At 72.5% G+C, this 24,735-nt stretch carries 27 protein-coding genes and 1 pseudogene; 17 read left to right on the forward strand and 11 right to left on the reverse strand.

The features are described from left to right. The 8 genes from ACFWEE_RS05660 (at position 1) to ACFWEE_RS05695 (ending at position 5,651) form a co-directional block, all read left to right on the forward strand. Positions 1-909, forward strand: coding sequence for a histone protein (locus ACFWEE_RS05660; RefSeq protein ID WP_386886642.1), 909 nt, complete (start codon positions 1-3; stop codon positions 907-909). Between the two features lie 6 nt (positions 910-915). Continuing rightward, on the forward strand, positions 916-2,088 hold the full coding sequence (locus ACFWEE_RS05665) for an SRPBCC family protein (protein ID WP_386886644.1): 1,173 nt from the start codon (positions 916-918) through the stop codon (positions 2,086-2,088). Continuing rightward, positions 2,085-2,447 carry a gas vesicle protein gene (locus ACFWEE_RS05670; RefSeq protein ID WP_386886646.1) on the forward strand — a complete coding sequence of 121 codons (363 nt, stop codon included), beginning with the start codon at positions 2,085-2,087 and terminating at the stop codon, positions 2,445-2,447. The genes ACFWEE_RS05665 and ACFWEE_RS05670 overlap by 4 nt, the downstream gene beginning before the upstream one ends. Continuing rightward, entirely contained in the window at positions 2,444-3,277 is an 834-nt protein-coding gene (locus ACFWEE_RS05675) for a GvpL/GvpF family gas vesicle protein (protein WP_386886648.1), read from the forward strand. The genes ACFWEE_RS05670 and ACFWEE_RS05675 overlap by 4 nt, the downstream gene beginning before the upstream one ends. Continuing rightward, positions 3,274-3,501: a gas vesicle protein gene (locus ACFWEE_RS05680; protein ID WP_386886650.1), complete on the forward strand. Its 228-nt coding sequence runs from the start codon at positions 3,274-3,276 to the stop codon at positions 3,499-3,501. Before ACFWEE_RS05675 ends, ACFWEE_RS05680 begins: the two co-directional genes overlap by 4 nt. Next, the gene (locus ACFWEE_RS05685; RefSeq protein ID WP_327179771.1) at positions 3,498-3,776 is read left to right on the forward strand and encodes a gas vesicle protein K; all 279 of its coding nucleotides are present in this window, start codon (positions 3,498-3,500) and stop codon (positions 3,774-3,776) included. The genes ACFWEE_RS05680 and ACFWEE_RS05685 overlap by 4 nt, the downstream gene beginning before the upstream one ends. A 2-nt stretch (positions 3,777-3,778) precedes the next feature. Then, on the forward strand, positions 3,779-4,765 hold the full coding sequence (locus tag ACFWEE_RS05690) for an iron-containing redox enzyme family protein (RefSeq protein WP_386886652.1): 987 nt from the start codon (positions 3,779-3,781) through the stop codon (positions 4,763-4,765). A 181-nt stretch (positions 4,766-4,946) separates the two neighbouring features. Next, positions 4,947-5,651, forward strand: coding sequence for a HemK2/MTQ2 family protein methyltransferase (locus ACFWEE_RS05695; protein ID WP_386886654.1), 705 nt, complete (start codon positions 4,947-4,949; stop codon positions 5,649-5,651). Positions 5,652-5,747: 96 nt separating this feature from the next. Here the strand turns inward: ACFWEE_RS05695 and ACFWEE_RS05700 are convergent, their stop codons facing one another. Beyond that, positions 5,748-6,521: an SDR family oxidoreductase gene (locus ACFWEE_RS05700; protein ID WP_386886656.1), complete on the reverse strand. Its 774-nt coding sequence runs from the start codon at positions 6,519-6,521 to the stop codon at positions 5,748-5,750. Between the two features lie 85 nt (positions 6,522-6,606). Between ACFWEE_RS05700 and ACFWEE_RS05705 the strand changes: the two genes are divergently transcribed. Next, positions 6,607-7,224 carry a TetR/AcrR family transcriptional regulator gene (locus tag ACFWEE_RS05705; RefSeq protein ID WP_386886657.1) on the forward strand — a complete coding sequence of 206 codons (618 nt, stop codon included), beginning with the start codon at positions 6,607-6,609 and terminating at the stop codon, positions 7,222-7,224. 26 nt (positions 7,225-7,250) lie between these two features. Here ACFWEE_RS05705 and ACFWEE_RS05710 read toward each other — a convergent pair whose 3' ends face one another. After that, positions 7,251-7,490 carry a CDGSH iron-sulfur domain-containing protein gene (locus ACFWEE_RS05710; RefSeq protein ID WP_386886658.1) on the reverse strand — a complete coding sequence of 80 codons (240 nt, stop codon included), beginning with the start codon at positions 7,488-7,490 and terminating at the stop codon, positions 7,251-7,253. 116 nt (positions 7,491-7,606) lie between these two features. Continuing rightward, the gene (locus tag ACFWEE_RS05715; protein WP_386886660.1) at positions 7,607-8,560 is read right to left on the reverse strand and encodes an adenosine kinase; all 954 of its coding nucleotides are present in this window, start codon (positions 8,558-8,560) and stop codon (positions 7,607-7,609) included. A 285-nt stretch (positions 8,561-8,845) separates the two neighbouring features. On the opposite strand from ACFWEE_RS05715, the gene ACFWEE_RS05720 reads away from it, so the two are divergent. The 5 genes and pseudogenes from ACFWEE_RS05720 to ACFWEE_RS05740 form a co-directional block, all read left to right on the forward strand. Continuing rightward, the gene (locus tag ACFWEE_RS05720) at positions 8,846-10,207 is read left to right on the forward strand and encodes an FAD-dependent oxidoreductase (RefSeq protein WP_386886661.1); all 1,362 of its coding nucleotides are present in this window, start codon (positions 8,846-8,848) and stop codon (positions 10,205-10,207) included. 160 nt (positions 10,208-10,367) lie between these two features. Beyond that, entirely contained in the window at positions 10,368-11,000 is a 633-nt protein-coding gene (locus ACFWEE_RS05725; protein ID WP_386886662.1) for a class I SAM-dependent methyltransferase, read from the forward strand. A gap of 78 nt (positions 11,001-11,078) precedes the next feature. Beyond that, positions 11,079-12,731, forward strand: coding sequence for an MFS transporter (locus tag ACFWEE_RS05730; protein ID WP_386886664.1), 1,653 nt, complete (start codon positions 11,079-11,081; stop codon positions 12,729-12,731). Between the two features lie 88 nt (positions 12,732-12,819). Next, positions 12,820-13,323, forward strand: coding sequence for a DinB family protein (locus ACFWEE_RS05735; RefSeq protein ID WP_386886666.1), 504 nt, complete (start codon positions 12,820-12,822; stop codon positions 13,321-13,323). Positions 13,324-13,346: 23 nt separating this feature from the next. After that, positions 13,347-14,027, forward strand: a pseudogene (locus tag ACFWEE_RS05740) (ABC transporter transmembrane domain-containing protein); the annotation flags it as partial. A gap of 103 nt (positions 14,028-14,130) precedes the next feature. On the opposite strand, the gene ACFWEE_RS05745 reads toward ACFWEE_RS05740, so the two are convergent. The 7 genes from ACFWEE_RS05745 to ACFWEE_RS05775 all read right to left on the reverse strand — a co-directional run bounded on the left by ACFWEE_RS05745 (position 14,131) and on the right by ACFWEE_RS05775 (position 19,853). Further along, positions 14,131-14,877 (reverse strand): hypothetical protein, encoded by a 747-nt coding sequence (locus ACFWEE_RS05745; protein WP_386886668.1) that lies wholly within the window; start codon positions 14,875-14,877, stop codon positions 14,131-14,133. Positions 14,878-15,049: 172 nt separating this feature from the next. Then, a complete protein-coding gene (locus ACFWEE_RS05750) occupies positions 15,050-15,244 on the reverse strand; it encodes a hypothetical protein (RefSeq protein ID WP_327179759.1) in 195 nt (64 codons plus the stop codon). 178 nt (positions 15,245-15,422) lie between these two features. Further along, positions 15,423-16,556, reverse strand: a complete 1,134-nt coding sequence (locus tag ACFWEE_RS05755; RefSeq protein ID WP_386886670.1) for an acyl-CoA dehydrogenase family protein — start codon at positions 16,554-16,556, stop codon at positions 15,423-15,425. Beyond that, positions 16,553-17,743, reverse strand: a complete 1,191-nt coding sequence (locus ACFWEE_RS05760) for an acyl-CoA dehydrogenase family protein (protein WP_386886672.1) — start codon at positions 17,741-17,743, stop codon at positions 16,553-16,555. Before ACFWEE_RS05760 ends, ACFWEE_RS05755 begins: the two co-directional genes overlap by 4 nt. Next, positions 17,740-18,708 (reverse strand): NADPH:quinone oxidoreductase family protein, encoded by a 969-nt coding sequence (locus tag ACFWEE_RS05765; RefSeq protein ID WP_386886674.1) that lies wholly within the window; start codon positions 18,706-18,708, stop codon positions 17,740-17,742. The genes ACFWEE_RS05760 and ACFWEE_RS05765 overlap by 4 nt, the downstream gene beginning before the upstream one ends. Before the next feature lie 134 nt (positions 18,709-18,842). Then, positions 18,843-19,442 carry a helix-turn-helix domain-containing protein gene (locus ACFWEE_RS05770; RefSeq protein WP_386886676.1) on the reverse strand — a complete coding sequence of 200 codons (600 nt, stop codon included), beginning with the start codon at positions 19,440-19,442 and terminating at the stop codon, positions 18,843-18,845. Between the two features lie 132 nt (positions 19,443-19,574). Continuing rightward, a complete protein-coding gene (locus ACFWEE_RS05775) occupies positions 19,575-19,853 on the reverse strand; it encodes a metal-sensitive transcriptional regulator (protein ID WP_386886678.1) in 279 nt (92 codons plus the stop codon). Positions 19,854-19,945: 92 nt separating this feature from the next. Between ACFWEE_RS05775 and ACFWEE_RS05780 the strand changes: the two genes are divergently transcribed. After that, positions 19,946-20,518 (forward strand): rhodanese-like domain-containing protein, encoded by a 573-nt coding sequence (locus ACFWEE_RS05780; RefSeq protein WP_386886785.1) that lies wholly within the window; start codon positions 19,946-19,948, stop codon positions 20,516-20,518. 72 nt (positions 20,519-20,590) lie between these two features. Here the strand turns inward: ACFWEE_RS05780 and ACFWEE_RS05785 are convergent, their stop codons facing one another. Beyond that, positions 20,591-21,886 carry an alpha/beta fold hydrolase gene (locus ACFWEE_RS05785; RefSeq protein WP_386886679.1) on the reverse strand — a complete coding sequence of 432 codons (1,296 nt, stop codon included), beginning with the start codon at positions 21,884-21,886 and terminating at the stop codon, positions 20,591-20,593. Positions 21,887-22,347: 461 nt separating this feature from the next. Between ACFWEE_RS05785 and ACFWEE_RS05790 the strand changes: the two genes are divergently transcribed. After that, positions 22,348-23,277: a PmoA family protein gene (locus tag ACFWEE_RS05790; RefSeq protein ID WP_386886681.1), complete on the forward strand. Its 930-nt coding sequence runs from the start codon at positions 22,348-22,350 to the stop codon at positions 23,275-23,277. A 156-nt stretch (positions 23,278-23,433) separates the two neighbouring features. Further along, positions 23,434-24,672 carry an aromatic acid exporter family protein gene (locus ACFWEE_RS05795; RefSeq protein ID WP_386886683.1) on the forward strand — a complete coding sequence of 413 codons (1,239 nt, stop codon included), beginning with the start codon at positions 23,434-23,436 and terminating at the stop codon, positions 24,670-24,672. Positions 24,673-24,735 lie beyond the last annotated feature (63 nt).

A 24,735-nucleotide genomic window follows, 5' to 3' on the forward strand; every position in this document is an offset into this window, starting at 1 on the left:
ATGGACGACACGGCCAAGGTGACGCTCGCTGCCGCGGTGGTGGGCGGGTACGTACTGGGGCGGACGAAGAAGGGCAGGCTCGCGATCACGGTCGCGACCTACCTGGCGGGACGGCGGTTCGGCCTCGAACCGAAGCAACTCGCCGCCGAGGGAATGCGGCGGCTGAGCGATGTGCCGCAGATCGCGGAGTTGCAGGAGCAGTTGCGGGGCGAGGTGCTCGAAGCGGGCCGCGAGGCGGTCTCGGCCGCCGCCAACCGCGGGATGGTCTCCCTGGCCGAGGCGATCGGCGAGCGCACGGCCCGGCTCGGCGAACGAGGCCGCCCGGCCGAGGAGATCGAAGGCGAGATCGAAGGCGGCGACGAGGACGGCGCCTACGAGGACGAAGAGGACGAGGGACCCTGGGAGGAAGAGCCCGAGGACGAGGAGGAATACGAAGGGGAGGACGACTACGACGAGGAACCCGAGGACGAAGAGGACGAGGAGGAGTACGAGGAGGACGAGGAGGACGAGGAGCCCGAGGAGGAGCCGGCCCCGCGCCCCCGCTCGCGTGGTGCCGCGAAGAAGGCACCGGCCAAGAAGTCGGCAGCGAAGAAGGCACCGGCCAAGAAGGCCGAGCCCAAGCAGTCGGCGCCCGCCAAGAAGGCGGCGAAGAAGGCTCCCCCGGCCAAGAAGACCGCTCCCGCGAAGAAGGCGGCTAAGAAGGCGGCGCCCGCCAAGAAGGCTGCTCCCGCGAAGAAGAGCGCGGCCAAGAAGGCAACCGCCAAGAAGTCGGCGGGCAAGACGGCCGCGAAGAAGGCACCGGCCAGGAAGAGCGCCGCGAAGAAGGCGCCCGCCAAGAAGAGCGCGGCGGCCAAGAAGACGTCGTCGTCCAAGCGGACGGCTTCCCAGCGCGCGGATCGCCGGAGGTAGCGAGCCATGGCCAGCAGCGAGAAGGACGGTCCCGAGGACCAGGTGTCAGGTGTCGAGCGGCTGCGCGAGGAGCTTTCGGGCTATCTCTCCGGTCAGGTGGAGCGACTGGCCGGGAAGGCCGGGGAGAAGCTCACGGACGTCACCGCTCAGCTGACCGACGTCGCGAACGGCGGGTCGCTGCCCGCCATCGGATCGCGTGTCCTGCAAGGGGAATCACCGCTGAAAGCCTTCGTCTCCGAGAAGGCCAAGGGTGTGAAGGACAACGTCGTGGGCAAGGCGAAGGACGCCTTCGGCGGTGGCGGGGACGGAGGCGGCGGAAAGGGCGGCGGGAAGAGCAAGTCGGGCGGAAAGTCGATGAACATCATCGAAGTCCTCGACGTGGGCGTGCCGTTGCGCGAGGCCTATGACCACTGGACGCAGTACGACCAGTTCAGCAGCTTCACCAAGGGCGTCCAGAGCGTCTCGATGGGCGACGAGGTGGAGAGCGACTGGAAGGTGAAGATCGGCCCTTCCTCCCGCGGCTTCAAGGCCACCGTGCAGGAGCAGATTCCCGACGAACGGATCGTGTGGACGTCCGAGGGAGCCAAGGGCAGCACGCGCGGCGCCGTCAGCTTCCATGAGCTGGCACCCTCGCTGACCAGGATCATCCTCGTCGTGGAGTACTACCCGTCGGGCTTCTTCGAGAAGACGGGCAATCTCTGGCGTGTCCAGGGGCGTCGTATCCGCCTCGACTTCAAGCACTTCCAGCGCTACGTCACCCTCAGCGCCGAACCTCCCGAGGGCTGGCGCGGCGAGATCCGTGACGGAGAGGTCGTCGTCTCCCACGAGGACGCGGTGGCGGAAGAGGAAGCGGAAGAGCAGGAAGGCGACGAGGACGAGGGCGACGAGGAAGAGGACGGCGGCTACGAGGACGAGGACGAGGACGCCGAAGACGAAGAGGACGAGGACGAGGACGAGGACGACGGCGAGTACGAAGACGAGGACGAGGCCGAGGACGACGGCGAGTACGAAGACGAGGACGAGGCCGAGGACGGCGCGTACGAGGACGAAGAGGAAGGCGACGAAGACGACGGCGAGGACGGCGAGGAGGACGACGAGGAAGCGGACGCAGAGGAAGAGGAAGAGGAAGAGGAAGAGGAAGCGCCTCGTCCCCGGAAGCGGAGAGGGGGACGACGGTGACGGACATGACGTACCGGCAGACCGCCGACACCATCCCGGGTCCGCAGACGACCAACCTCGCCGACATCCTGGAGCGCGTCCTCGACAAGGGAATCGTCATCGCGGGAGACATCAAGATCGATCTCCTGGACATCGAACTGCTCACCATCCGGCTCCGGCTCTTCGTGGCCTCGGTGGACACGGCCAAGAAGGCCGGAATCGACTGGTGGGAGACCGATCCCGCACTCAGTTCACGCGCGTCGCGCAGCGCCCTTCAGGAGGAGAACCGCGAACTGCGTGAACGCATCGAGGCGTTGGAGTCCCCCGACGACGCCGAGGCCGACGGACGGAAGAGATCCAGGGAGCGCGCACGCACATGACCCGTACCCTTCACAGCGGCTCCCGTTCCGGCTCCGGGGGCCGCGCCCTGTACGTCTTCGCCGTATGCCGCGACCTCGATCCCGGCATCCCCGGGCGGTCGTCGGGGCTCCCCGGCGGGGAGCCCGTACGCGCGCTGCCCCTCGGAGCACACCTCTCGGCCGTGGTCCAGACCGTGCGGGCGGACGACTTCACCGATGACGTGTGGCAGGAGCGGCTGACCGACCAGGAGGAACTGGAGCGCTACGCGCGGGCGCACCATGCCGTGGTCACCGCCGCGGCCGGGGGTGCGCCCACCGTGCCGCTCCCGATGGCGACGCTCTACCACGGTGACGAAAGCGCGCGGGCGGCGCTCGCGTCGCAGGTGGCGCGGTTCGACCGCGCGCTCGACCGGGTCGCCCACCACGCGGAGTGGGGCGTCAAGGTGTTCCTGTCCCCCTCGGCGGGCCCCGGCGCCGCGAGCCGGGAGGAGACGGCTGCCACGCCACCGGATCGGGCCCGGCCCGCCGCGGGTTCGGGGCTCGCCTATCTGAACCGGCGCCGGAACATCCAGGAGAACCGGCAGCGCCGCCACGTCGAAGCCGGGCTCAGGGCCGACGCGGTGGACGAGGCGTTCCGCCGGGTCGCGACGGAGGCCCGCCGGCTGCGGCTGCGTTCCGCCCCCTCCGGCGACCAGGGCGTACAGGTTCTCAACGCCACCTATCTGGTGGCGGAGGCCAGGTCGGCCGAGTTGCACCGGCTGGCGGAGTCGCTGCGGGAGCCGGGTGACGTCCGGGTCGCCCTGTCGGGTCCCTGGGTGCCGTACTCGTTCGTGGGCGAGGTGGAGGGATGAACCGCGAGGTGGTGCCCTGGGATTCGGCCGAGCCGCTGAGCGGCCCGATCGGTGTGCCGCTGGTCGATCTGCTCGACCGGGTGCTGGCGACCGGGGTGGTCGTCAGCGGGGATCTCGTGATCGCGATCGCGGACGTTCCGCTGGTACGGCTGTCGCTGCACGCGCTGCTGTCCTCGGTCAGCGAACGCGTGCCCGCCCCCTGGGCCGACGGCGGACCGCTGTGACCGGGGCCCGGCTCGACCTCGACCGCGAGCGGATGGGCCGTGACCTCGTCACGCTCGTCCTCACCGTGGTGGAGTTGCTGCGTCAGCTCATGGAACGGCAGGCGATCCGCCGGGTGGACCAGGGCGATCTCACCGACGAGCAGGCAGACGAGATCGGCGCCACCCTGATGATGCTCGACCAGCGGATGACCGAACTCTGCGAACAGCACGGCGTACGCCCCGAGGACCTCAACCTGGACCTGGGGCCCCTCGGGTCCCTGCTCCCCCGGGACTGACGATGGACGGGTACGGCAACGGAGCGCACCGCCCACCAAAACCGCCCCGGGCCCGGGGGCCGTTGTCGGCCGCCGTCCTCGCTCGTCTGCGGGGTGCGGGCGGGCTGCCGCGGCCCGGGGACGCCCGAGCGGCCGATCCGTACGGCGAGGATCTCCACCTGGCGCTGTACGCGTGCTACGAGCTGCACTACCGGGGGTTCGCGGGGGTGGACCCGGATCTGGAGTGGGACCCGGACCTGCTGGCCGTGCGGAGGGGGGCCGAGGAGTCCTTCCTGAGCGCGCTGCGCCGCGACGCCACCGGCGCCGGTTCCCTGGAGGAGGTCCTGGCCGGGCTCCTGGTGGAACCGGTGCACGGTCAGGGGGTGTCGGACTTCCTCAAGGACCGCGGGGAGCTGCGGCACGTCCGCGAGTACGCCGTCCAGCGGTCGCTGTACCACCTGAAGGAGGCCGACCCGCACGCCTGGGTGCTGCCGAGGCTCGGTGGGCGGGCGAAGGCGGGGATGGCGGCGATCGAGTACGACGAGTTCGGAGCCGGTCGCGCGGAGCGCGTCCACGCGCGCCTCTTCGCCGATCTGATGGCGGACCTGGGGCTGGAGACCGCCTACGGCCACTATGTGGACGAGGGCCACGCCGAGATGCTGGCCCTGGTCAATCTGATGTCGCTGTTCGGGCTGCACCGGCGTCTGCGGGGCGCTCTGGTGGGGCATTTCGCGGCGGTGGAGATCACGTCGTCGCCCGCCTCGCGCCGGCTCGCCCGGGCGATGCGGCGCGTCGGGGCGGGCACCGCCGCCGAGTTCTTCTACACCGAGCACGTCGAGGCGGACGCCGTGCACGAGCAGGTGGTCAGACACGAGGTCGTCGCGGGGCTGCTGGCGGACGAGCCGGAGCTGGCGGACGACGTCGCGTTCGGCGTCACCGCCACCGGCTTCCTGGAGGAACGGCTCGGAGAACGGCTGCTGGCCGGCTGGCGCGAGGAGCCGGCCCGCTGAGCGGTCTCCCGCCGGGGAGGCCGCCGCTCGCCGATGACCGGTCTCCTGCCGGGAAAGCGCGCCGCGGAGGGCACGGTGGTGCCGAGTGGGAGACGCTCCGGGGAAGGCGCCGAGTGGTGGCCGGGGCGATTGCGCCCCAGTCTGGGACAGACCGTTCATCCATACGTCCGAGGGAGCCCCGATGGCCACAGATGTGGCGTCGCCCGCCCCGTTCGTCCTCACTCTGCCCGGCGTGTACGCGCCGCAGCACGACACCTGCCTGCTGATGCGGGCGCTCGAACGCGAGGCCCTCGCGCCGGGTGCCAGGGTGCTGGATCTCGGTACCGGGAGCGGTGCGCTGGCGATCCGAGCCGCGCAGCTCGGCGGTTCGGTCACGGCGGTCGACCTGTCGCGCCGGGCCGTGCTGACCGCCCGGGCCAACGCCCGGCTCCACCGCCACCGCATCGACGTGCGGCGCAGTGATCTGACCGCGGCCGTCCGGGGCCGTACCTACGACCTGGTGCTGTGCAATCCGCCCTACGTGCCCTCGCCGGAGCCCGAGCTCCCCGGGCACGGACGTGCGAGGGCCTGGGACGCGGGCCTGGACGGGCGCGTCGTCCTGGACCGCGTCTGCGACGGGGCCCGGGAGGCGCTGCGGACGGGTGGGGTGCTGCTGATGGTGCATTCGGCGCTCTGCGACCCGGGCCTGACCGTGGAGCGCCTGAGAAGGGCGGGGCTCCCCGCCGAGGTGCGCGAACGGGCCCTGGTCCCGCTGGGGCCGGTCCTGCGCTCGCGGCGGGCGTGGCTGCGCGACAGGGGCCTGCTGGGGCGGGGAGCGGACAGCGAGGAGCTGGTGGTCGTACGTGCCGTGCACGCCGGTTCCCCGGCCGCAGATCCTCCCGTGTGAGGTCTGCGGCCGGAACCCCGGCACGTACGGCCCTCGGACGCGTTCCGGTCGCGGCACCTCGGGCGGGACATCACCGCGGGATGCGGCCCGGGGGTGTCACAGCCCGGAGCCGCCCGTCGCGTCGACCACCCGGCCGGTCACCCACCGTGCGTCGTCGGAGGCGAGGAAGGCCACGATGTCGGCCACGTCTTCCGGCCGCCCGATCCGGCCCAGGGCGGCCAGGGACGCCGCGTGGGCCTCGGCCTGCGCATTGCCGCGCAGCCAGCCGGCGTTGACGTCGGTGTCGATGATGCCGGGCGCCACCGAGTTCACCGTGACGCCCCGGGGTCCCAGCTCCTTGGCGAGGGTGAGGGTGAACGTGTCGAGCGCGCCCTTGGTGGCGCCGTAGGCGATGATCTCCGGCATGGCCAGGCGGGCCGCGCCGCTGGAGATGTTGATGATCCGCCCGCCGTCGCGCAGCCGCTCCAGCCCGTGCTGCACGATGAAGAACGGAGCGCGGACGTTGACGGCGAAGACCTCGTCGAAACCGTCTTCGGTGAGCGACGCCAGGTCGGAGCTGCGGCCGATACCGGCGTTGTTCACGATGATGTCGACGCCTCCGCCGGGCGCGAACTCATCGGCCCGCGCGTCGAAAGCGGCCCACAGGCGGGCCGCGTCACCGTGCCGCCCCAGCTCCGCCCGGAGGGCGAAGGCCCGGCCGCCGTCCTTGTGGATGCGCTCGACGACCTCGCTCGCCGCCGCCTCGTCCCGGGCGTAGGCGACCGCGACGGTGGCTCCGTCGCGGCCGAGACGGAGCGCGACAGCTCGCCCGATGCCCCGACTGCCGCCGGTGACCAGTGCGACCTTTCCCTCAAGCACGTTTGCTCCCATGGCCGTTGACCACTCCCATTTATTGGTCGCTCACTCAACAAAGAAGCTAGCACGCCTTGTTGAGTGAGCGCTCTAAAATGGTGAGGTGACTGAGACGCGTGCGAAGCGAGGACGGCCGAGGACCTTCGACCGGGCCGCGGCGCTGGCCGTGGCCGCCCGCCTCTTCTGGGAGCACGGCTATGCGGCCACCTCCGTCGGCGAGCTGACCGAGGCGATGGGCATCAGGCCCGGCAGCCTGTACGCGGCCTTCGGGGACAAGAGGTCCCTGTTCGAGGAGGCGGTGCACAGCTACGGGCGCTCGCCCGTGGGCGCCTTCATGGCTGTCGCGCTCGAAGAGGAACCCACCGCGTACGCCGCGTTCGCCCGCATCCTGCGCGAGGCCGCGGTGATCTATCCCGACCCCGCCCACCCGGCCGGCTGTCTCACGATCTGCGGGGCCACCAACGTCACCGCGCAGGACGCCGGGGTCGGGGCGTTCCTGCGCGACCTGCGCAACCGGAACGTGGACGTCTTCGAAGCCCGGCTGCGCGAGGCGCAGCAGGCGGGCGAACTGTCCGGCACCGCCGATCCCGGTGCGCTGGCGGCGTACTTCACGGCGGTGATCCAGGGTCTGTCGCAGCGCGCCCGCGACGGGGCCACGGCGGCGGAACTGGCCCGGACCGCCGAACTCGCGCTGGCCGCGTGGCCCGCGGCGCGGGACTGATCGCGCGCACCGGCCCGACCGCCCCCTCAGCCCCGGCGGCCCTTTCCCCTTTCGTCCGTACCCTCCTCGCCCTTCACCCGGCGCCGGTGGCTGGTGTCGCACCAGGGGTGGATACGGCTCTTGCGGCACAGGCACAGGGCGACCACGAACCGGTCCGACACCACGGTGGCGCCATCCGGCAGGGTCACCTCGACAGGCCCCTCCAGCAGCAGCGGTCCGTCCTCGGTGAGCGTGACGCGACAGGGGGCACGGGGTGTTTCCGGCACGAGGACCGCCTTCCGGGGTCCGCCGCGCGGGCCTACGGGCGTACGGCCCGGGCGGACACCTGACTCGATGGTGGTCCCCACCCGGACCGCACGCACGCCGAGCGCCGCACCGGGTGTCAGAGCCGCGCCGCCCCCGTCGTGGCGCCCGCCGCCGTCCCGGCGCCCGCCTCCCACTCCGCCACCCGGGCGAGCAGCAGCTCGCGGCCGATGGCGTCGGCCCGGGTCGCCTCCACGGTGCAGGCGTACGCCCCGGCCACCGCGCCGAAGAGGGCGCATCGCGCGGGCTCCTCGCCGGCCAGCCAGCCGAGCAGGAAGCCTGCGGCGAACGCGTCACCGGCGCCGTTGGAGTCGACGACCGGTTCCGGTGGGGCGATCGCGGGAACGTGCGTCAGCTCGCCTTCGACGAGCAGATGGGCACCGGCGGCCCCGTCGGTGGCGACGGCGACGCGGGCCCTGCCGTGCTCGGCGATCCTGCGCAGGGTCGCCGAGGGGTCCGCCAGGGCGGTGGCGGAGAGGAACACGAGGTCCGCCTCGAACGCGAAGGGCTCGTGGTACGGGTTGACGCCGTCCCAGTTGTGCAGGTCGGTGGAGAGCGTCAGGCCCGCCTCGCGCAGCAGCGGGAGGGCGAAGGCGCACGGGTAGGTGATGGAGACGTGCGCGTGGCGGCTCTTCCCGGCCAGCGCCCGCACGGTGGCCTCCGGCAGGCGGTCGCTCTCCGCCGCACGGCTGTCGTCGTACAGGGAGAGCCGCCGGCCGTCCGGGCCGACGAGGTTCACCGCGCGTTTGGTGCCGAGCGGCTGCGGGACCTCGGTGAGGGGGAGGGACCGGTCGCGGTGGAACGCCCGGACCAGGTCGCCCTCGTGGTCGTCGCCGATCAGGTCGATGTGGTGGGTGCGCAGACCGAGGGAGGCGAGCCCGAGGACGACGAAGTCGCCGGTCTGTCCGGCGCGCGCGGTGATGCCGGGGCGGATCATGTGGCTGTCGGCGTACGGGAGCGGCAGCTCGGGGACGTACACGATGGTGTCGACGCCCGCTCCTCCCAGGACCAGTACGTCGTTCTCCTTGCTCATGGGCTCCCCCGGGGTCGCGGCTCGTGCGGGACGGGAGCGAGTCAAGCAGCCGCCCACGATCCCCCGCAATCCCTTGCGGAAAAGTACTGAAAGCATTTTCACGCAAGCCCCGGCGGCCACCCGGCGCGGGCCGTCCATGTCCCCGCCGCACCTCCTGGCGACCCCGGTCACAGGGCCGGGAAGGCGAGGACATAGCGTGTAGGGGGGTGTAGTAAGTCAAGCCTTACCTTGACGGCACCCTGCCCCGCGTTCACCCGCCCCGAGGAACGAAGGAACTACAGCCCCATGACACGCCCCGTCCGCGTCGCCATTGTCGGAGCCGGTCCCGCCGGAATCTATGCGGCCGACGCGCTGCTGAAATCCGAAGCCGCCAAGGACCCGGGTGTCTCGATCGACCTGTTCGAGCGCATGCCCGCACCCTTCGGTCTGATCCGCTACGGCGTGGCTCCCGACCACCCCCGGATCAAGGGCATCGTCACCGCGCTGCACCAGGTGCTGGACAAGCCGCAGATCCGGCTCTTCGGCAACGTCGACTACCCGAACGACATCGGTCTGGACGAGCTCCGCTCCTTCTACGACGCGGTGATCTTCTCGACGGGCGCCGAGGCCGACCGCGCCCTCGACATCCCCGGGATAGAACTCGACGGCTCCTACGGTGCCGCCGACTTCGTCTCCTGGTACGACGGACACCCCGAGGTTCCGCGCACCTGGCCGCTGACGGCCGAGAAGGTCGCCGTGCTCGGCGTGGGCAACGTGGCCCTGGACGTCGCGCGCGTCCTCGCCAAGACCGCCGACGAGCTGCTTCCCACCGAGATCCCGGCCAACGTCTACGAGGGCCTCAAGGCCAACAAGGCGCTGGAGGTGCACGTCTTCGGGCGCCGCGGTCCCGCCCAGGCGAAGTTCAGCCCCATGGAGCTGCGCGAGCTGGACCACTCGCCGAACATCGAGGTCATCGTCAACCCCGAGGACATCGACTACGACGAGGGCTCGATCGAGACCCGCCGGGGCAACAAGCAGGCCAACATGGTCGCCCAGACGCTGGAGAACTGGGCCATCCGCGATGTCGGCGACCGCCCGCACAAGCTGTTCCTGCACTTCTTCGAGTCGCCGGTCGAGGTGCTCGGCGAGGACGGTTCCGTCGTCGGTCTGCGGACCGAGCGCACGGAGCTGGACGGCACGGGCAACGTGCGCGGCACCGGCGCCTTCACCGACTGGGACGTGCAGAGCGTCTACCGCGCGGTCGGCTACTACTCCGACGAGCTCCCGAAGCTCCCGTGGGACCCCGCGTCCGGCACGGTTCCGCACGCCGCCGGGCGCGTGATCGCGGGCTCCGAGCACATGACGTCGGTGTACGTCACCGGCTGGATCAAGCGCGGTCCGATCGGCCTCATCGGCCACACCAAGGGCGACGCCAACGAGACCGTCGAGTGCCTGCTGGAGGACCGGGCCGAGGGCCGTCTGCCCGCCCCGGCGCAGCCCGAGCCCGACGCGGTCGTGGCCCACCTGGAGGGCCGCGGGGTCCGCTACACCACGTGGGAGGGCTGGCACCGCCTGGACGCGCACGAGAAGGCGCTCGGTGCCGAGCAGGGCCGCGAGCGGATCAAGGTGGTGGAGCGTTCGGCGATGCTGGACGCCTCCGGAGCCTGACCCCCGCACGGCGTACGCGTCCCCGGTCCCCGCACGCGCGGGGGCCGGGGACGCGGTCGTCCGTACGGGTGGCCGGCAGCCGCCCGCGCCCCGTTGTGGGCGGGCGGGCCGGCTGGCACGATCCGGGGTGACGTGTCCGGCCCGCGGAAGGAACGCACCCATGGACGACGTGAGCGGCACCTCGGCTGCCGCGGTGTTCGACGCGCTGGGCGCCCGGTACGAGCGGGCCTTCGCCGGGTCACCGGCGCACCGGGACTCCCTGCGGGAGCTGACCGGGCAGCTCGCGCCGGGCAGCCGGGTGCTGGACGTGGGCAGCGGCACCGGCCGCCCGACGGCCGAGACGCTGGTGGCCGCGGGTCACGAGGTGCACGGGGTCGACGTCTCGCCCGTCATGGTGGAGCTGGCCGCCCGGCAGGTCCCCGGGGCGTCCTTCGTCCGCGCCGACATCCGCGAACTCCCGCTGGCGGAGGAGTCCTTCGACGCCGCCTGCGTCTACTTCTCGCTCCTCCAGATGACCCGCGGCGAACAGGCGGCGCTGCTGGCCAAGGTCGCCCTGGCCCTGCGGCCCGGCGGGCTGCTGGCGGTGGCGACGGTCCCGCTGGACGTGGAGGGTGTGGAGGGTCTCTTCATGGGCCGTCCGGTCCGGGTGACCAGCTTCGACGGACCCGCGTTCACCGGGCTGGTGACGGACGCCGGTTTCACGGTCGTCTCCGGCCGCAGCTCGCTGTTCACGCCCGCGCATCCGGAGGCGACGGCGGAACCGCACCTCTTCCTGCTCTGCCGCCGCACCTGAACCGCGTCTCCTCCCGCTCCGCCGCCGCGCCCGACGCCCGGCGTGCGGGCTCGTGCCCCTGAGGTGACCATGGGTCGCATGGGTGACACGACCAGAGGCGCGGAGGATCCAGCGGGGTCGGGCGGGGGCGGCACGTCGGCGAGCGCGCCGCCGAACCAGGCTCTCGCCCTCGCGGCGATGCTGTTCGCCGTGTCGATGACCTTCATCGACCAGACCATCGTGGCCATCGCCGCACCCGACATCGTCCGTGAACTGGGCCTCACCTCCTCGCAGATGCAGTGGGTGGTCAACGCCTACCTGCTGACGCTGGCGGCGTTCTTCGCGCTCGGCGGCAGGCTCTCGGACCTCTACGGCCATCGCCGGGTCATGCTCTGCGGAACGCTGGTCTTCGTCGTCGCCTCCGCCCTGTGCGGCGCGGTGCCCTCCGGCGACTTCGCGCAGGCCTGGCTGATCGGGTTCCGCGCGGTGCAGGGCATCGGCGCGGCGTTCATGTTCCCGGCCGCGCTCGCCGTCGTGATCGCCGTGTTCCCGGTGGAGCGCCGGGGCCGGGCGCTCGCCCTCTTCTTCGGCGTCTCGGGCGCGCTCACCGCGGTCGGGCCGCTGCTGGGCGGCTGGCTGACCGGGTGGACGTGGCGGGCCATCTTCTGGGTGAACGTGCCCGTCGCGGTGATCGCGATCGTCCTGACCCTGCTGGCCCACATCCCGGACCGCTCCCGCCGCGAGCCGCTGGACGTGCCGGGCGCCGTACTGCTGGCCCTCGGCATGGGGCTGACCGTGCTGGGGCTCCAGCAGTCGGCCACCTGGGGCTGGGACTCGCCCGCGACCTGGGCGTGCATCGCGGCCGGGCTGGTGGTGCTGGTCGTCTTCTGCCGCTTCGAGCTCCGTGCCGCGCACCCGCTCGTCAAGCTCCAGGTCTTCCGCGACCGGGCGTTCAGCGTGGACATGGCCGTGCTCTTCTTCGCCATGCTCGCCTTCGTGCCCGTGTTCTTCTTCGCGTCGGTCTACGCCCAAGTGTCCCTGAGCGCGTCCCCGAACCAGGCAGCGCTCTACCTCCTGTACTTCTTCATCGGGTTCGCCCTCGCCTCCCAGTGGGGCGGTCGCATCCTCGACAAACGGGGTGCCCGCCCGGCGATCAGGCTCGGCACCGCCGTCGGCGCCGTCGGCTTCGCCCTCTGGGCCGCCAACCTCACGAAGCTCTCCATGCACGACCAGTGGCTCTACGCCGCCATCGCCGGCGCCGGAATCGGCCTGCTGCTCGCCCCCGCCTCCACCGACGCGGTGAACCGCTCGATCGGAGCCTCGTACGGGGAGGTCACCGGGGTCACGCAGACCATCCGCAACTTCGCGGCGAGCATCGGCCTCGCGGTCTTCGGCACCGTGCTGACGCATGTGACGGTGAGCCGGGTCGGTGAGACCCTGCGCGACGCGGGGGTGCCGAGCGGCACGGCCCACGACGCGGCGCAGAGCATCGCGGAGTCCGTCACCGGGAACTCGGACGCACGGCAGCCCACCGGCGACGGCCGGGCGGCCGAGATCATGCGGGACTCGATGCATGCGATCAGGGTGGACTTCGCGGAGGCCAACCAGTGGGTCTTCTACGGAATGGCCGGGGCGCTCGTGATCGCGTACCTCTGCTCCCGCTTCCACCCGGGGACCCGGGTGACGACGGACGACGCGGACGCGCCGTCACCGGCCTCCTCGCCCGGCGGCGGGCGGGTCGGGAGCCCGTGACTGGGGCGGGGCGCCCCTCCCAAGACCTCACTCGCCCTCGCCGCGGCCCCGTCCGGCTCGTGCACGGCAGTCATGCGATCATCGTCGGATGCCCGATGACCCGCGCACACCGCCGTCCAGGACCGCCGACGACCGTGCTTCCCTGACCGCCTTCCTCGACTACCAGCGCGCCACCCTCGCCATGAAGTGCCGGGGGCTGACGGGTGTTCAGCTGAAGCGGCGCGCGGTGGCTTCCTCGGGCCTGTCCCTCCTGGGCCTCGTACGCCATGCGGCCGAGGTCGAGCGGAGCTGGTTCGGGACGGTGGTGGGCGGAGCGGACCTCAAGCCCCTCTGGCCCCGGGTGGACGACGAGTTCGCGGACTTCCACGTGGAAGACGCCGACGTGGACGAGGCGTTCGCGTTCTGGGGCGAGGCGTGCGCGGCCTCCCGCGCCGCCGCGGATGCCGTGGACTCCCTCGACGCCACGGTGGACTTCCGGGGCGAGGCCATCTCGCTCCGCTACGTCCTCACCCACATGATCGAGGAGTACGCGCGCCACAACGGGCACGCCGACCTGCTGCGCGAGGCGATCGACGGGGAGGTCGGCGAGTAGGCCGGCGCGATCGGCGCCGCCCCGTCGTCCGGCACAGCCCCGAACGGGAGTTGTGGCTCAACGCGGGGGCGCTGCTGTTCGTCCTCGTCCTCAACTACCCCATGCACCTGCTGTACGTACGCTGTCTCAACGGCAGCGTGCGCCGAGTGGGCACCTCCCTGCGGCAGGCGCTCTGCCGGCGCACGCAGCAGCTCTCCATCGGCTATCACGCGCGGACCAGCGCCGGTGTCCTGCAGGCCAAGGTGGTCCGGGACGTCGAACTGGTCGAGCACATGGTCCAGCAGAGCGCGGACATGGGGCTCGCGGGGATCGTCACCCTGATCGGCGGCCTCGCCGTGACAGCCGTCCGGGTGCCGTCGTTCCTCCCGGTGTTCCTCGTGGTCGTGCCGGCCGCCGCGTTCCTCGTCATGAAGCTCCGTACCCGACTGCGCACCCAGAACGAGTCGTTCCGCCAGGAGGTCGAGCAACTCTCGGCCCGGGTCGGCGAGATGACGAGCCTGATCCCCATCACCCGGGCGCACGGCCCGGAGAAGGCCGCGCTCAACCTGCTGATCGGGTTCATCCGGCCGGCCTCCGGGCGGATTCTGCTCGATGGCAGGGACATGACCTCGCTTGACCTGCGTACGTACCGGCGGTTCCTCTCCGTCGTCCCGCAGGAGTCGATCCTGTTCGAGGGCACGGTGGAGGAGAACGCCGAGATCGGCACGCACGAGGAGCTGACGCGCCGGGGCGTCGTGTACGCGGGTCTGCACCCGTCCCGGGCCGCGTAGTCCGTACCCGCCGCCGTCCGGATCGGGCGGCGGCCGGTCAGCCGCGCGGGGCACGCCGGGTGCGCGTGCGGTTCTCCAGCAGGTTGCGCCGGATCTCGGCCGCGGTGTGGCGGGCGTGGTCGGTGGTCGCCCTGCGCTCGGAGACGGACGGCACGAAGCGGTACGTGGGCTGCCGGCAGCGTCCGCAGGGCAGGTCGGTGGTGACGAGGTAGCCGTCCTCGCAGTCGGGGTCGGGGCAGCGGCCCCGCGTCAGCAGGGCTTCCGCGATCTCCTGCGGGGTCCAGCGGCGGCGGCCGTCCTCGTCCTTCTCGTGCAGGGCGTGTGCCCAGCGGAGGTTCCAGCGGCGTTCGATCCGTTCCCGGAGCTGGAAGCCGGTCCGCCCCCGTCCCAGTTCCTGGCGGATCAGGTCGAGGATGTCGGCCGGGAGCCCGCGGCCGAACCCCTGGATGAGCGGTTGCGGCAGGGCGTTCACCACGTAGGCGAAAGGGTCTTTTCCGGCGAAGCGGTGCCATGCCTCACAGTCGCAGGAGCCGTCGGGCCGCTTCGGGTTGTGGCAGCGCCCGCAGAGCCCCCGGCAGTCGGCGCAGAGTCCCTGGTCGAGGCCGTCCAGGTGGGGCGCCGGGGCCCGTCCGCACTCGCGGCAGCAGGAGCTGCAGGGGCCGCAGAGCCGTTCCCCGGCCACGTGCGTCGACCAGGTCCGCGTCTGGCACCGGCAGCACAGGGCACTGTTGCAGTACTCGTGGTGAGCGGCGCCGGAGTGACGGCCGGAGGGCGGGAAGGACATGGCGGAGTGCTCCAGACGCGCGACGCGGAGCGACGTGGACGGTGCTCCGGGTCGCCGGAAATCGGACGGGGACCTGGAGACGACGTTACCGCCCGCCGCGGGTGAACGCGGCGGGCGGTCGGGTGCGCGGGGCAGGTGGGAGGGCCCCGGAGCCCGGCGCGGTGGCCGGGTCTCAGGGTCTGAGCCCGCTCACGATCTCGGCGGTGGAGGCGATGCCGTCGTGGATGGTGGGTGCCATCCGGGTTCCGGCGATGAGGAAGCCGAGCAGGGCGCAGACGATGGCGTGCGAGATTTTCAGCCCGCCGTTGCGCATGAAGATGATCGCGATGATCAACAGGAACACCACGAGTGAGATGGAAATGACCATGCCCCGCCTCCTCCGCCGCGCCCGGTGTGCGGCATGTCGCGGCCAGTGTGGCGGAGCACGAGCGCCGTTCGGCGGACTGGCGTGTCCGCCGAACGGGTGTTGACCGACGGTGACGACCAAGGCTGTGTCCTGCCGACCGGACGGGCCGGATCCGGTCTCCCGCCCCGTCCCGCCGCTCTCAGGGGGCCGGGAGCTCGACCAGTTCGGCCACGGCCTCACGGTGGCGGCCGGCCGTCCCGTAGGCGATCGAGTCGGCCTTCGCGCGCTTCAGGTACAGGTGGGCCGGGTGTTCCCAGGTCATACCGATCCCGGCGTGGAGCTGGACGCACTCCTCGGCCGCGTGCACCGCCACCCCGGAGCAGTACGCCTGGGCGACGGCCACCGCGAGGGGCGCGTCGGCGGCACCGGTGGCCAGCGCGTCGGCGGCGTTGCGGGCGGCGGCACGGGCCGAGACGACCTGGAGCCAGAGCTCGGCCATGCGGTGCTTGAGCGCCTGGAAGGAGCCCACCGGCCGGTTGAACTGGTGGCGTTCCCGTGTGTACCGGACTGTCTCGGCGAGGCACCATTCGGCGACGCCTAGCTGTTCGGAGGCGAGCAGACCGGCACCGGTCAGCAGCCCGTGGCGCACGGCCGCGGCTCCGGCGTCCGGCCCGGCGAGCAGCGTGGCGGCGGCGCCGTCCAGGGTGACCCCGGCGAGGGGCCGGGTGAGGTCGAGCGGTACGAGCTGCTCCAGGACCACTCCTCGGGCGGCGCGCTCGACCGCGTACAGCCCGGTGGCGGCGGGCACCAGCAGCACGTCGGCGAGGGCCGCGTCGGCGACGCCCCGTACGGTGCCGGTCAGCGCGCCGCAGTCGGCGGCCACCTCGGCGGTGTGGTCCGCGCCGGGCGCGGCGGCGAACGGTACGGCGAGCGCGGCGGTGCGCCGTCCCGCCGCGAGGTCGCCGAGCAGCCCGGCCGCGGGCCCGTCCTCCGGGCCGAGGGCGAGCAGGACGGCCGTCGCGACGACGGCGCTGGTCAGGTACGGGGACGGGGTGACGGCCCGGCCGAGTTCCTCCAGGACGACGGCGGCCTCCCGGTGGGTGGCGCCGAGGCCGCCGAGCTTCTCGGGCACCAGCAGTCCGGCGGCGCCGATGTCCGCGGCGAGGGTGGTCCAGAGGTGCTGGTCGTACGGCGTGTCGGACTCGGTGCGGGCGATCACGGACGGCGCGCCGGACCGGTCGGCGAGCAGGGCGCGGACGGCCGACCTGAGGTCCTCCTCCGCCTCCGAGTAGAGGAGGTCGGGGGTGGCGGCGGGCTGGTTCGGGGCGGTCATCGGGCGAGGTCCTTCCAGGCGACGTCCTTGTCGGTGCGCGGTTCGGCGGGCAGGCCGAGGACGCGCTCGGCGACGATGTTCAGCAGCACCTCGCTGGTGCCGCCCTCGATCGAGTTGCCCTTGGAGCGCAGGTAGCGGTAGCCGGCGTCCCGCCCGGTGAAGTCCACCAGCTCGGGGCGGCGCATCGTCCAGTCGCCGTAGAGCAGGCCCTCGTCGGCGAGGAGTTCGACCTCCAGCCCGCTGATCTCCTGGTTGAGCCGAGCGAAGGCGAGCTTCATGCCGGAGCCCTCGGGGCCCGGCTGCCCGGCGACGAGCTGCTGGCGCAGCCGTTCCCCGGTGAGCCGGGCGACCTCGGCCTCCACCCAGAGGGTGAGGAGTTTCTGGTGCAGGTCGGGGGTGCGCAGTCCGGGGCGCTCGCGCCAGGTGCGCGAGACGGGGCCGATCATCCCGCCCTCGCGGGGGAGGCGCATGCCGCCGATGGAGACGCGCTCGTTCATGAGCGTGGTCTGGGCGACCTTCCAGCCCTCCCCGACGGGTCCGAGGCGCCTGCTGTCGGGGATGCGCACACCGGTGAGGAAGACCTCGTTGAACTCGGCCTCGCCGGTGATCTGCCGCAGCGGGCGCACGTCGACGCCCGGGTCGGTCATGTCGCAGATGAAGTAGCTGATGCCCCGGTGCTTGGGCAGGCCGGGGTCGGTACGGGCGATGAGGATGGCCCAGCGGGCGAGGTGGGCGCTGGACGTCCAGACCTTCTGCCCGTCGACGGTCCAGGTGTCGCCGTCGCGGACCGCCCGGGTGGAGAGCGCGGCCAGGTCGGAGCCGGCGCCGGGCTCGCTGAAGAGCTGGCACCACACCTCCTCGCCGATCCACAGCGGGCGCAGGAACCGCTGCTTCTGCTCGTCGGTGCCGAAGCCGAGGATGGTGGGGGCGGCCATGCCGAGGCCGATGCCGATCCGGCGGGGGTCGTTGTCGGGGGCGCCGGCGGCGGCGAGTTCGGCGTCGACGACCGGCTGGAGGGAGCGGGGGGCGTCGAGGCCGCCCAGTCCGGCCGGATAGTGGACCCAGGCGAGCCCCGCGTCGAAGCGGGCGCCCAGGAATTCGGTGCGGCCGGTGGTGGCCGGGGGGTGTGCGGCGAGCAGTTCGCGGGTGCGGCGGAGCAGTTCGGCGGCGTCGACGGCGGTGGTCATCGGGTGCCTCCCGTCGGCAGGACGACGACGCGTCCGGTGGTGGTGCCGTTCGCGACCCGCTGGACGGCGTCCGCCGCGGCGGACATCGGGACACGCTCGCTGACCAGCGGCTTCACGAGCCCTTGGTCGGCGAGCTTGGTCAGCTCGTCGTGGCAGGCGCGGACGGCCGCCGGGTCCTTGGTGTTGTAGAGGCCCCAGTGGAGTCCGAGGACGGAGTAGTTCTTGACGAGGACGTGGTTGAGCGCCGGGGTGGGGATGGTGCCGCCGGCGAAGCCCACGACGACGATCCGGCCCTCGAAGGCGATGCACTTGACGGACTTGGCGTACGCGTCGCCGCCGACCGGGTCGTAGACGACGTCCGCGCCGCGCCCGCCGGTGGCCTCCTTCACCGCGGCGACGATGTCCTCGGTGCGCCGGTCGATGACCAGGTCGCAGCCGAGTGCGCGGGCGACCGCCGCCTTTTCGGGGCCTCCGGCGACGCCGATGACGACGGCGCCCGCGGCCTTGCCGAGCTGGACGGCGGCGCTGCCCACTCCCCCGGCGGCGGCGTGCACGAGCAGGGTCTCGCCGGGCTGGATACGAGCCCGGCGGTGCAGGCCGAACCAGCCGGTCTGGTAGCCGATGTGCAGGGCCGCGGCTTCCGCGTCGTCCAGTGCGTCGGGGGCGGGCAGCAGGGCGGCCTCGTCCACCACGACGTACTCGGCGAGGCCGCCGTTCGGAAGCGCGGGGGTGGCGAGCACCCGGCGCCCGTCCTCGGTCTCGCCGCAGATCTCGACCCCGGGCGTGAAGGGCAGCGGGGGCCTGACCTGGTACTGGCCCCGGCAGAGCAGCGCGTCGGGGAAGTTGATGTTGGCCGCACGCACCGCGAGGAGTGCCTGGCCCTGGCCGGGGACCGGCCGGTCCGTCTCGTCGAGGGTCATCACCTCGCTCGGTTCGCCGTTCCGGTGCACTCGCCATGCCTGCATGAAGGCCTCCACAAACCTGTCGGCGTAACTCCTGCTCCGGCGCATACTAAGCGGTCGCTTGCCTCCTGGGAACACTCCGCGGACCCTGGAAACGAGCGGGCGAGGGCAGCCGGGGCGGGCCGCGCGGGCGGGAGTCAGCCGCCCTTGGGCCGGGCGATGACGTGCATCCGTTCGCCCTGCGGCCCGAAGAGGCTGAGGAACTCCACCGTCTCCTCCCCGGCGGGGCCGAACCAGTGCGGCAGCCGGGTGTCGAACTCGGCGGCTTCGCCGGGGCCCATCACCAGGTCGTGGTCGGCGAGGCACAGGCGCAGTCGCCCGGAGAGGACGTACAGCCATTCGTAGCCCTCGTGGGTGCGCAGGTCGGGACGCTCGCCCGTACCGCCCTGCTGGACGAGTTTGTACGCCTGGAGTCCGCCGGGCCGGGCGGTGAGCGGGAACATGGTGCGGCCGTGGCGGACGACCGGTTCGGCCCGGATCCGGGGGTCGCCCACGGGCGGCGCGCCGATCAGGTCGTCGAGCGGGACCTCGTGGGCGCGCGCGATGGGCAGCAGCAGCTCCAGGCTGGGTCGGCGACCGCCGGACTCCAGCCGGGAGAGGGTACTGACGGAGATGCCGGTGGCCGCCGAGAGGGCGGCGAGGGTCACCTCGCGGTCCTTGCGCAGGCGGCGCAGCCGGGGGCCGACCCCGGAGATCACCGCGTCCACCCCGGGGTCCCGCCACACCTGTTCCTTCATGTCGACCAGTGTGCGGAATCGGCAACGGCGTTTGTCAACCGCGACCCGTTTCCGACGGGTCCCGGCCGAGGACGGCGGAGGGCGCCGCCCTGGCGCCGCAGCGGGCCCGCCTCACGTCGCCCCGGACCCGTCTCAGGCCAGGGAGAGGAAGAGCTTCTCCAGTCGGGCCCGCATCCGCTCCCGGTCCTCCGGTTCCGCCGTACCCTCGGCCAGACAGCGCTGGAGCCCGGTCGCGATGATCGCGAAACCGGCCCGGTCCAGCGCGCGCGAGACGGCCGCCATCTGCGTGACGACGTCCTCGCAGTCGCGGCCCTCCTCGATCATCCGGATGACCGCAGCCAGCTGTCCCTGCGCGCGGCGCAGGCGGTTGAGTACGGCCTTCAGCTCGTCGGCCGCCATGTCGAGTTCCACACACACCCCTCCGAATACCCCCAGGGGTATTTTATCCTCGCCAGGGCAGGAGGAACCCGTTCCGCTTGCCCGACCGAAAGGACACCCTGCTCGTGACCAGCCCGGCAACCCTCTCCCCCGCCCAGGCCGCGTCCCGCCTGGACGAATTCACCGTCGTCGACGTCCGGGGTCCCGGCGAGTACGCCTCGGGGCACGTACCCGGTGCGTACAACGTCCCGCTCGACCGCATGGCCGAGGCCCTTCCGGCGCTGAAGTCCGCCGCCGCGCGCAACTCCCTGCTGCTGGTCTGCGCCTCGGGCGTCCGCTCCACGCGCGCGGCCGAGATACTCGCCGACGCCGACATAGCGTCCACGACCCTGACCGGCGGCACCTCCGCGTGGGAAGGCGCCGGGCACGGCCTGGACCGCCCGGCCGGAGCGAAGGCCGTCTGGCCCATGGAGCGCCAGGTCCGCTTCGCCGCAGGCTCCCTGGTGGTGGCGGGGATCCTGGCAGGCCGCCGGTTCCCCGCAGCCCGCTGGCTTTCGGCCGGTGTGGGTTCGGGCCTCGTCTACTCCGCGGTCAGCAACACCTGCGTCATGGCGGCGGCGCTCTCCAGGCTGCCGCACAACCGCGCCCCGCAGACCGCCCCCGAGCTGAACGAGACGCTGGAAGCCCTCCAGAGCTGAGCCCCGCCCGTCCGCGCGGCCACCCGGTCGGGGACGCCCCGCACGCCCCGTCTCCGCCCGGGCCGGCCCCGCTCAGACGTCGTCGCGGACCATGGCCAGCAGGCGGTCCAGCACGCGCGGTCCGCCCGCGCGCAGGCCGTCGTGTTCGAACTCGTTGGTCACCCAGGTCCGCAGCCCGCGGATGCCCGCCGCGGTGGCGAGTGCGTGGGCCGTGTCCACGTACATGTCGTCGTGGTAGACGGCCGCCGCGACCGGGACCTCGTTGGCGGCGAGCCGTTCCTTGTCGTACAGCTCCGGCCAGTCGGTACGCGCGGCCAGCAGCTCGGCGGTCTCGCGGAGCGGGCGCAGCGCGGGATCCGTCTCGAAGTGCCACGGGTGGATGCTCTCGCCCGTGAAGAGCAGCGGACCGTCCGAGGCGAGTGCCGTCCCGGCGTCGAACTGCGGGAACTCGGCGCGGACGCGTTCGGCGGACCAGCCGGTGGGCCGCTCGCCCTGGCCGTAGATCGCCTCGTGCATCAGGGCGTAGAGCGGGTGCCCGGCGAAGGAGTTCGCCGTGCGGACGGCTTCCTGGAAGGTGTCGGAGAGCGCGGGGCCGTCGGGCGTGGGGACGAAGGCGTTCTCCAGCAGGTAGTGGAGCTGGTGGCTTCCCTGACCGCCGCCGAGCATGATGCCGAGCGACTGGAATCCCTCGGGCGTCAGGAGATGGCCGGCGGACTCGACGCGGTGCGACGCGAGGTACGCGGCGATCGCGCGGGCCCGCGCGACGTCCTGCGGGTAGCGGGCGTAGTGGGCGGCGACCTTCCGCTCGACGCGCGGGTACGCGGCCCGGTAGACCTCGTCCGCGTGGGCGTCGAGCGAGGGCAGCCCGCCCGTGATCAGGACGGCGGTCAGGCCTTCCGGCGCCGCCGACAGATAGCGGACGGCGCAGAACCCGCCGAAGGACTGGCCGAGAACCGTCCAGGGCCGCCCGCCGGTCAGCTGTGCGCGGATCAGTTCGCAGTCCCGCACGATGTTGTCGGACCGGAAATGGCTCAGATACGCGGCCTGTTCGGCAGGGCCGCCGCGCAGCGGCAGGGTCTGCCGGTTCGCCGGGGTCGAGAGTCCGGTACCCCGCTGGTCGAGGAGGAGGACGCGGAAGTCTTCGAGGGCCCGGCCGAGCCACGCCTCCGTACCGACGAAGCGCCGCGCGCCGAACCCCGGGCCTCCTTCGAGGTAGACCAGCCAGGGCAGTTCCTCGCCGGCCTTCGACGGCGCGACCGCCTCCCGGCCGAAGACCTCGATCCGCTCGCCCTCCGGGTCGGCGTGGTCGAGGGGGACGGTGAACCTGCGGTCCGTGAAGACGACACCGGGGTGACGGAAACTGCTCACAGCACTGCTCCTGAATCAGTCGGATTCCGGACAGTTCAGCACACGGCCTCCGGGTGGCTCGTTCCGCCCCGGGTCGTGGGTGGCGATTTCGGGGCCGGTGCCGGGCGGCGGGGCTCCTCCGCCCGCCGGTCGCGCGCCCGTCCCGGGTGCGGGGCAACCGTCCGCACCCACGGCACCGCTTTCGGCCGCGCGACACGTTGTCACGCCGTTCACCAGCGGCGATGCGCCGCCGTGAGCCGCGTATCCGTTCCGGCGGACTCTTCGCCACCTCTCTTGACCGGCTCCCGGCGGGGCGCCTAAGTTCGGATAGAAAGCGCTTACTGCGCCGGTGGGTGCGCCGTCCCGGCACGGCTGGGCCAGCCCCGCCATGAGCACGCCCCGCCGCGCCCGAGCCCGTACCAGGAACACCCGCAGCCCCCAGAACACCACCGGCCCACGAACCCCCTTACGGAGATCACCGCATGACCGCGAAGCCCGCCCTCGTCCACCGGCACGGCGAGGACGTCCGCGTCCTTGTCGCCTCCACCGGGGTGGAGCTGCTGCGGTACGTCTACCGTGCCGAGGCCGCCTGGGAGGCGCCGAAACCCTACATCCACCCGTTGCGCACCCTCGCGGGCCGGACCGTCACCGACTACCGCCCGAACGACCACCGCTGGCACAAGGGTCTGTCGATGACCGCCTCGCACCTGTCGGGGCAGAACCTCTGGGGCGGCAACTCCTACGTGCACGGCGAGGGTTACCGGCCACTGCCCGAACGGGTCGGCTCGATGGCGCACACCGGGTTCGACGAGGTCTCGGCGCGGGAGGACGGCGTCACCCTCACGGAGCGGCTGACCTGGCGTCCGTACACCGGCGAGCACTGGGCCGACGAGCTACGGCGGGTGGAGGTGCACGACATCGACCCGGCGGGCGGGAGCTGGGCCCTGACGTGGTCCAGCGCGGTGACCAACCGGCGGGCGGAACCGCTGCGGTTCGGCAGCCCGGCCACGCACGGGCGTACGGGTGCCGGGTACACCGGGCTGTTCTGGCGGGGCCCCCGTGCCTTCCGGGGCGGCCGGGTGTTCTCCGCCGACGGCGAGGGCCCGGAGCTGAAGGGGCAGCAGTCCGACTGGCTCGCGTACACCGGGGAGCACGACGGCTTCGACGGGCACGCCACGGTCGTCATGGCCCACGCGCCCGAGAACGACCACACCGGCGCGCGCGGAACGCATCCGGCGCACTGGTTCGTGCGCAACGACTCCTACGCGGGCATGGCCCCGTCGTTCGCGTTCCACGAGGAGCTGGTCCTCGATCCCGGCCGGACCCTGGAGCGGCGCTACCGGGTGCTGATCGCGGACGGCGCCTGGGAGCGGGACCGGATCGAGGCCGCTCTGGGCGCGATGGCCTGGTAGGAGGCGCCGCCCGCCACCGGGACGGCACGGCCCGCGTCCGGTGGCGAGCGGCACGGCCCGCGTCCGGTGGCGAGCGGCGCGGGCAGCGTTGCGTCCGTACGGAGGCACCTGGAACCGGGGGTGCTGCGAACGCGATCTTCGGGGCAGTTTGTAGGAATGTCTGGAGTTTCCGCACCCGTACTCGAACTCGTCCGGCGCACCACCGAACCGGCGACCGTGCAGGCCCTGCGTTCCACGGCCGCGGCCGTCATCGCGTTCTCCGTGGCCCAGGCGACGCTGCCTCAACCGGCGCCGCTGACCGCTCCGCTGACGGCGCTGCTGGTCGTGCAGGTCACCCTCTACGCCACCCTGACCACCGGCATCCGCAGGGTCAACTCGGTGGTCGTCGGAGTCCTCATCGCGATCGGTTTCAGCGCACTGGTGGGCCTGAACTGGTGGAGTCTCGGGCTGACGATCTTCACCGCCCTGATGATCGGCCGGGTCGTGCGGGTCAACGAGTTCGTCCCCGAGGTGGCGATCAGCGCGATGCTCGTGCTCGGCGTCTCCCAGGTCGCCGACACCGCCTGGGACCGGATCCTGGAGACCCTGATCGGCGCGGGGGTCGGGCTGCTCTTCAACCTCCTCTTCGCGCCTCCGGTCTGGGTGCAGACGGCGGGCGCCTCCATCGAGGGGCTGGCCAATCGGATGGGCTCGATGCTGCGCGCCATGGGCCAGGAGATCGGTGGCCACATCCCCGTACCGGAGGCCGCCGCCCGGCTGCACGAGGCCCGCCGCCTCGACCACGACATCGTGGAGGTGGACGCCTCGCTGCGGCAGGCCGAGGAGAGCCTCATGCTCAACCCGCGGGTGCGCCAGGGGCTGCTGAACCGCGTCGTGCTGCGTACCGGTCTGGACACGCTGGAGATCTGCGCGGTCGTGCTGCGCGTGCTCACCCGCACCCTGACGGATCTGGCCAAGCAGCGCACCGAGGAGACGATGTTCCCCGCCGACGTGGGCGAGGGGCTGACCGAACTCTTCGACCGGATGGCCGAGGCCATCGAGGCGTTCGCCCGGCTGATCACCACCCCGCTCACGGCGGGCGGCGAGCAGGCCGAGGACCGCCTCGCCGAGGCGCTGGCGCGGGGCCGGGAGACGCGCGACCGGATCGCCGATCTGCTGCTGGAGGACGTGCAGGAGCACCCCAGGCAGTGGCAGTTGCACGGCGCCCTGCTGGCCGAGGTGGACCGGGTCCTCGACGAGCTCGACATCGACAAGCGTACGGAGCGGCTCGGCGAGGAGCTCGACCGCCGGTCGGCCGAGCTGCACGAGCGCCACCCCCGGCTGCGCCGGCTGAGCCGGAGGCTGAGCGGCAACGGCGTGCGGCGGCGCCGGCCGAGGAGTCCCGAGGCCGGCTGACGGGGCCGTCGGGTCCGGTTCCGGCTCGTCCGCCGGGCCGGGCCGACAGCCCGGGGGCCCCTT

The sequence above is a fragment of the Streptomyces sp. NPDC060184 genome (assembly GCF_042728795.1).
Classification (GTDB): domain Bacteria; phylum Actinomycetota; class Actinomycetes; order Streptomycetales; family Streptomycetaceae; genus Streptomyces.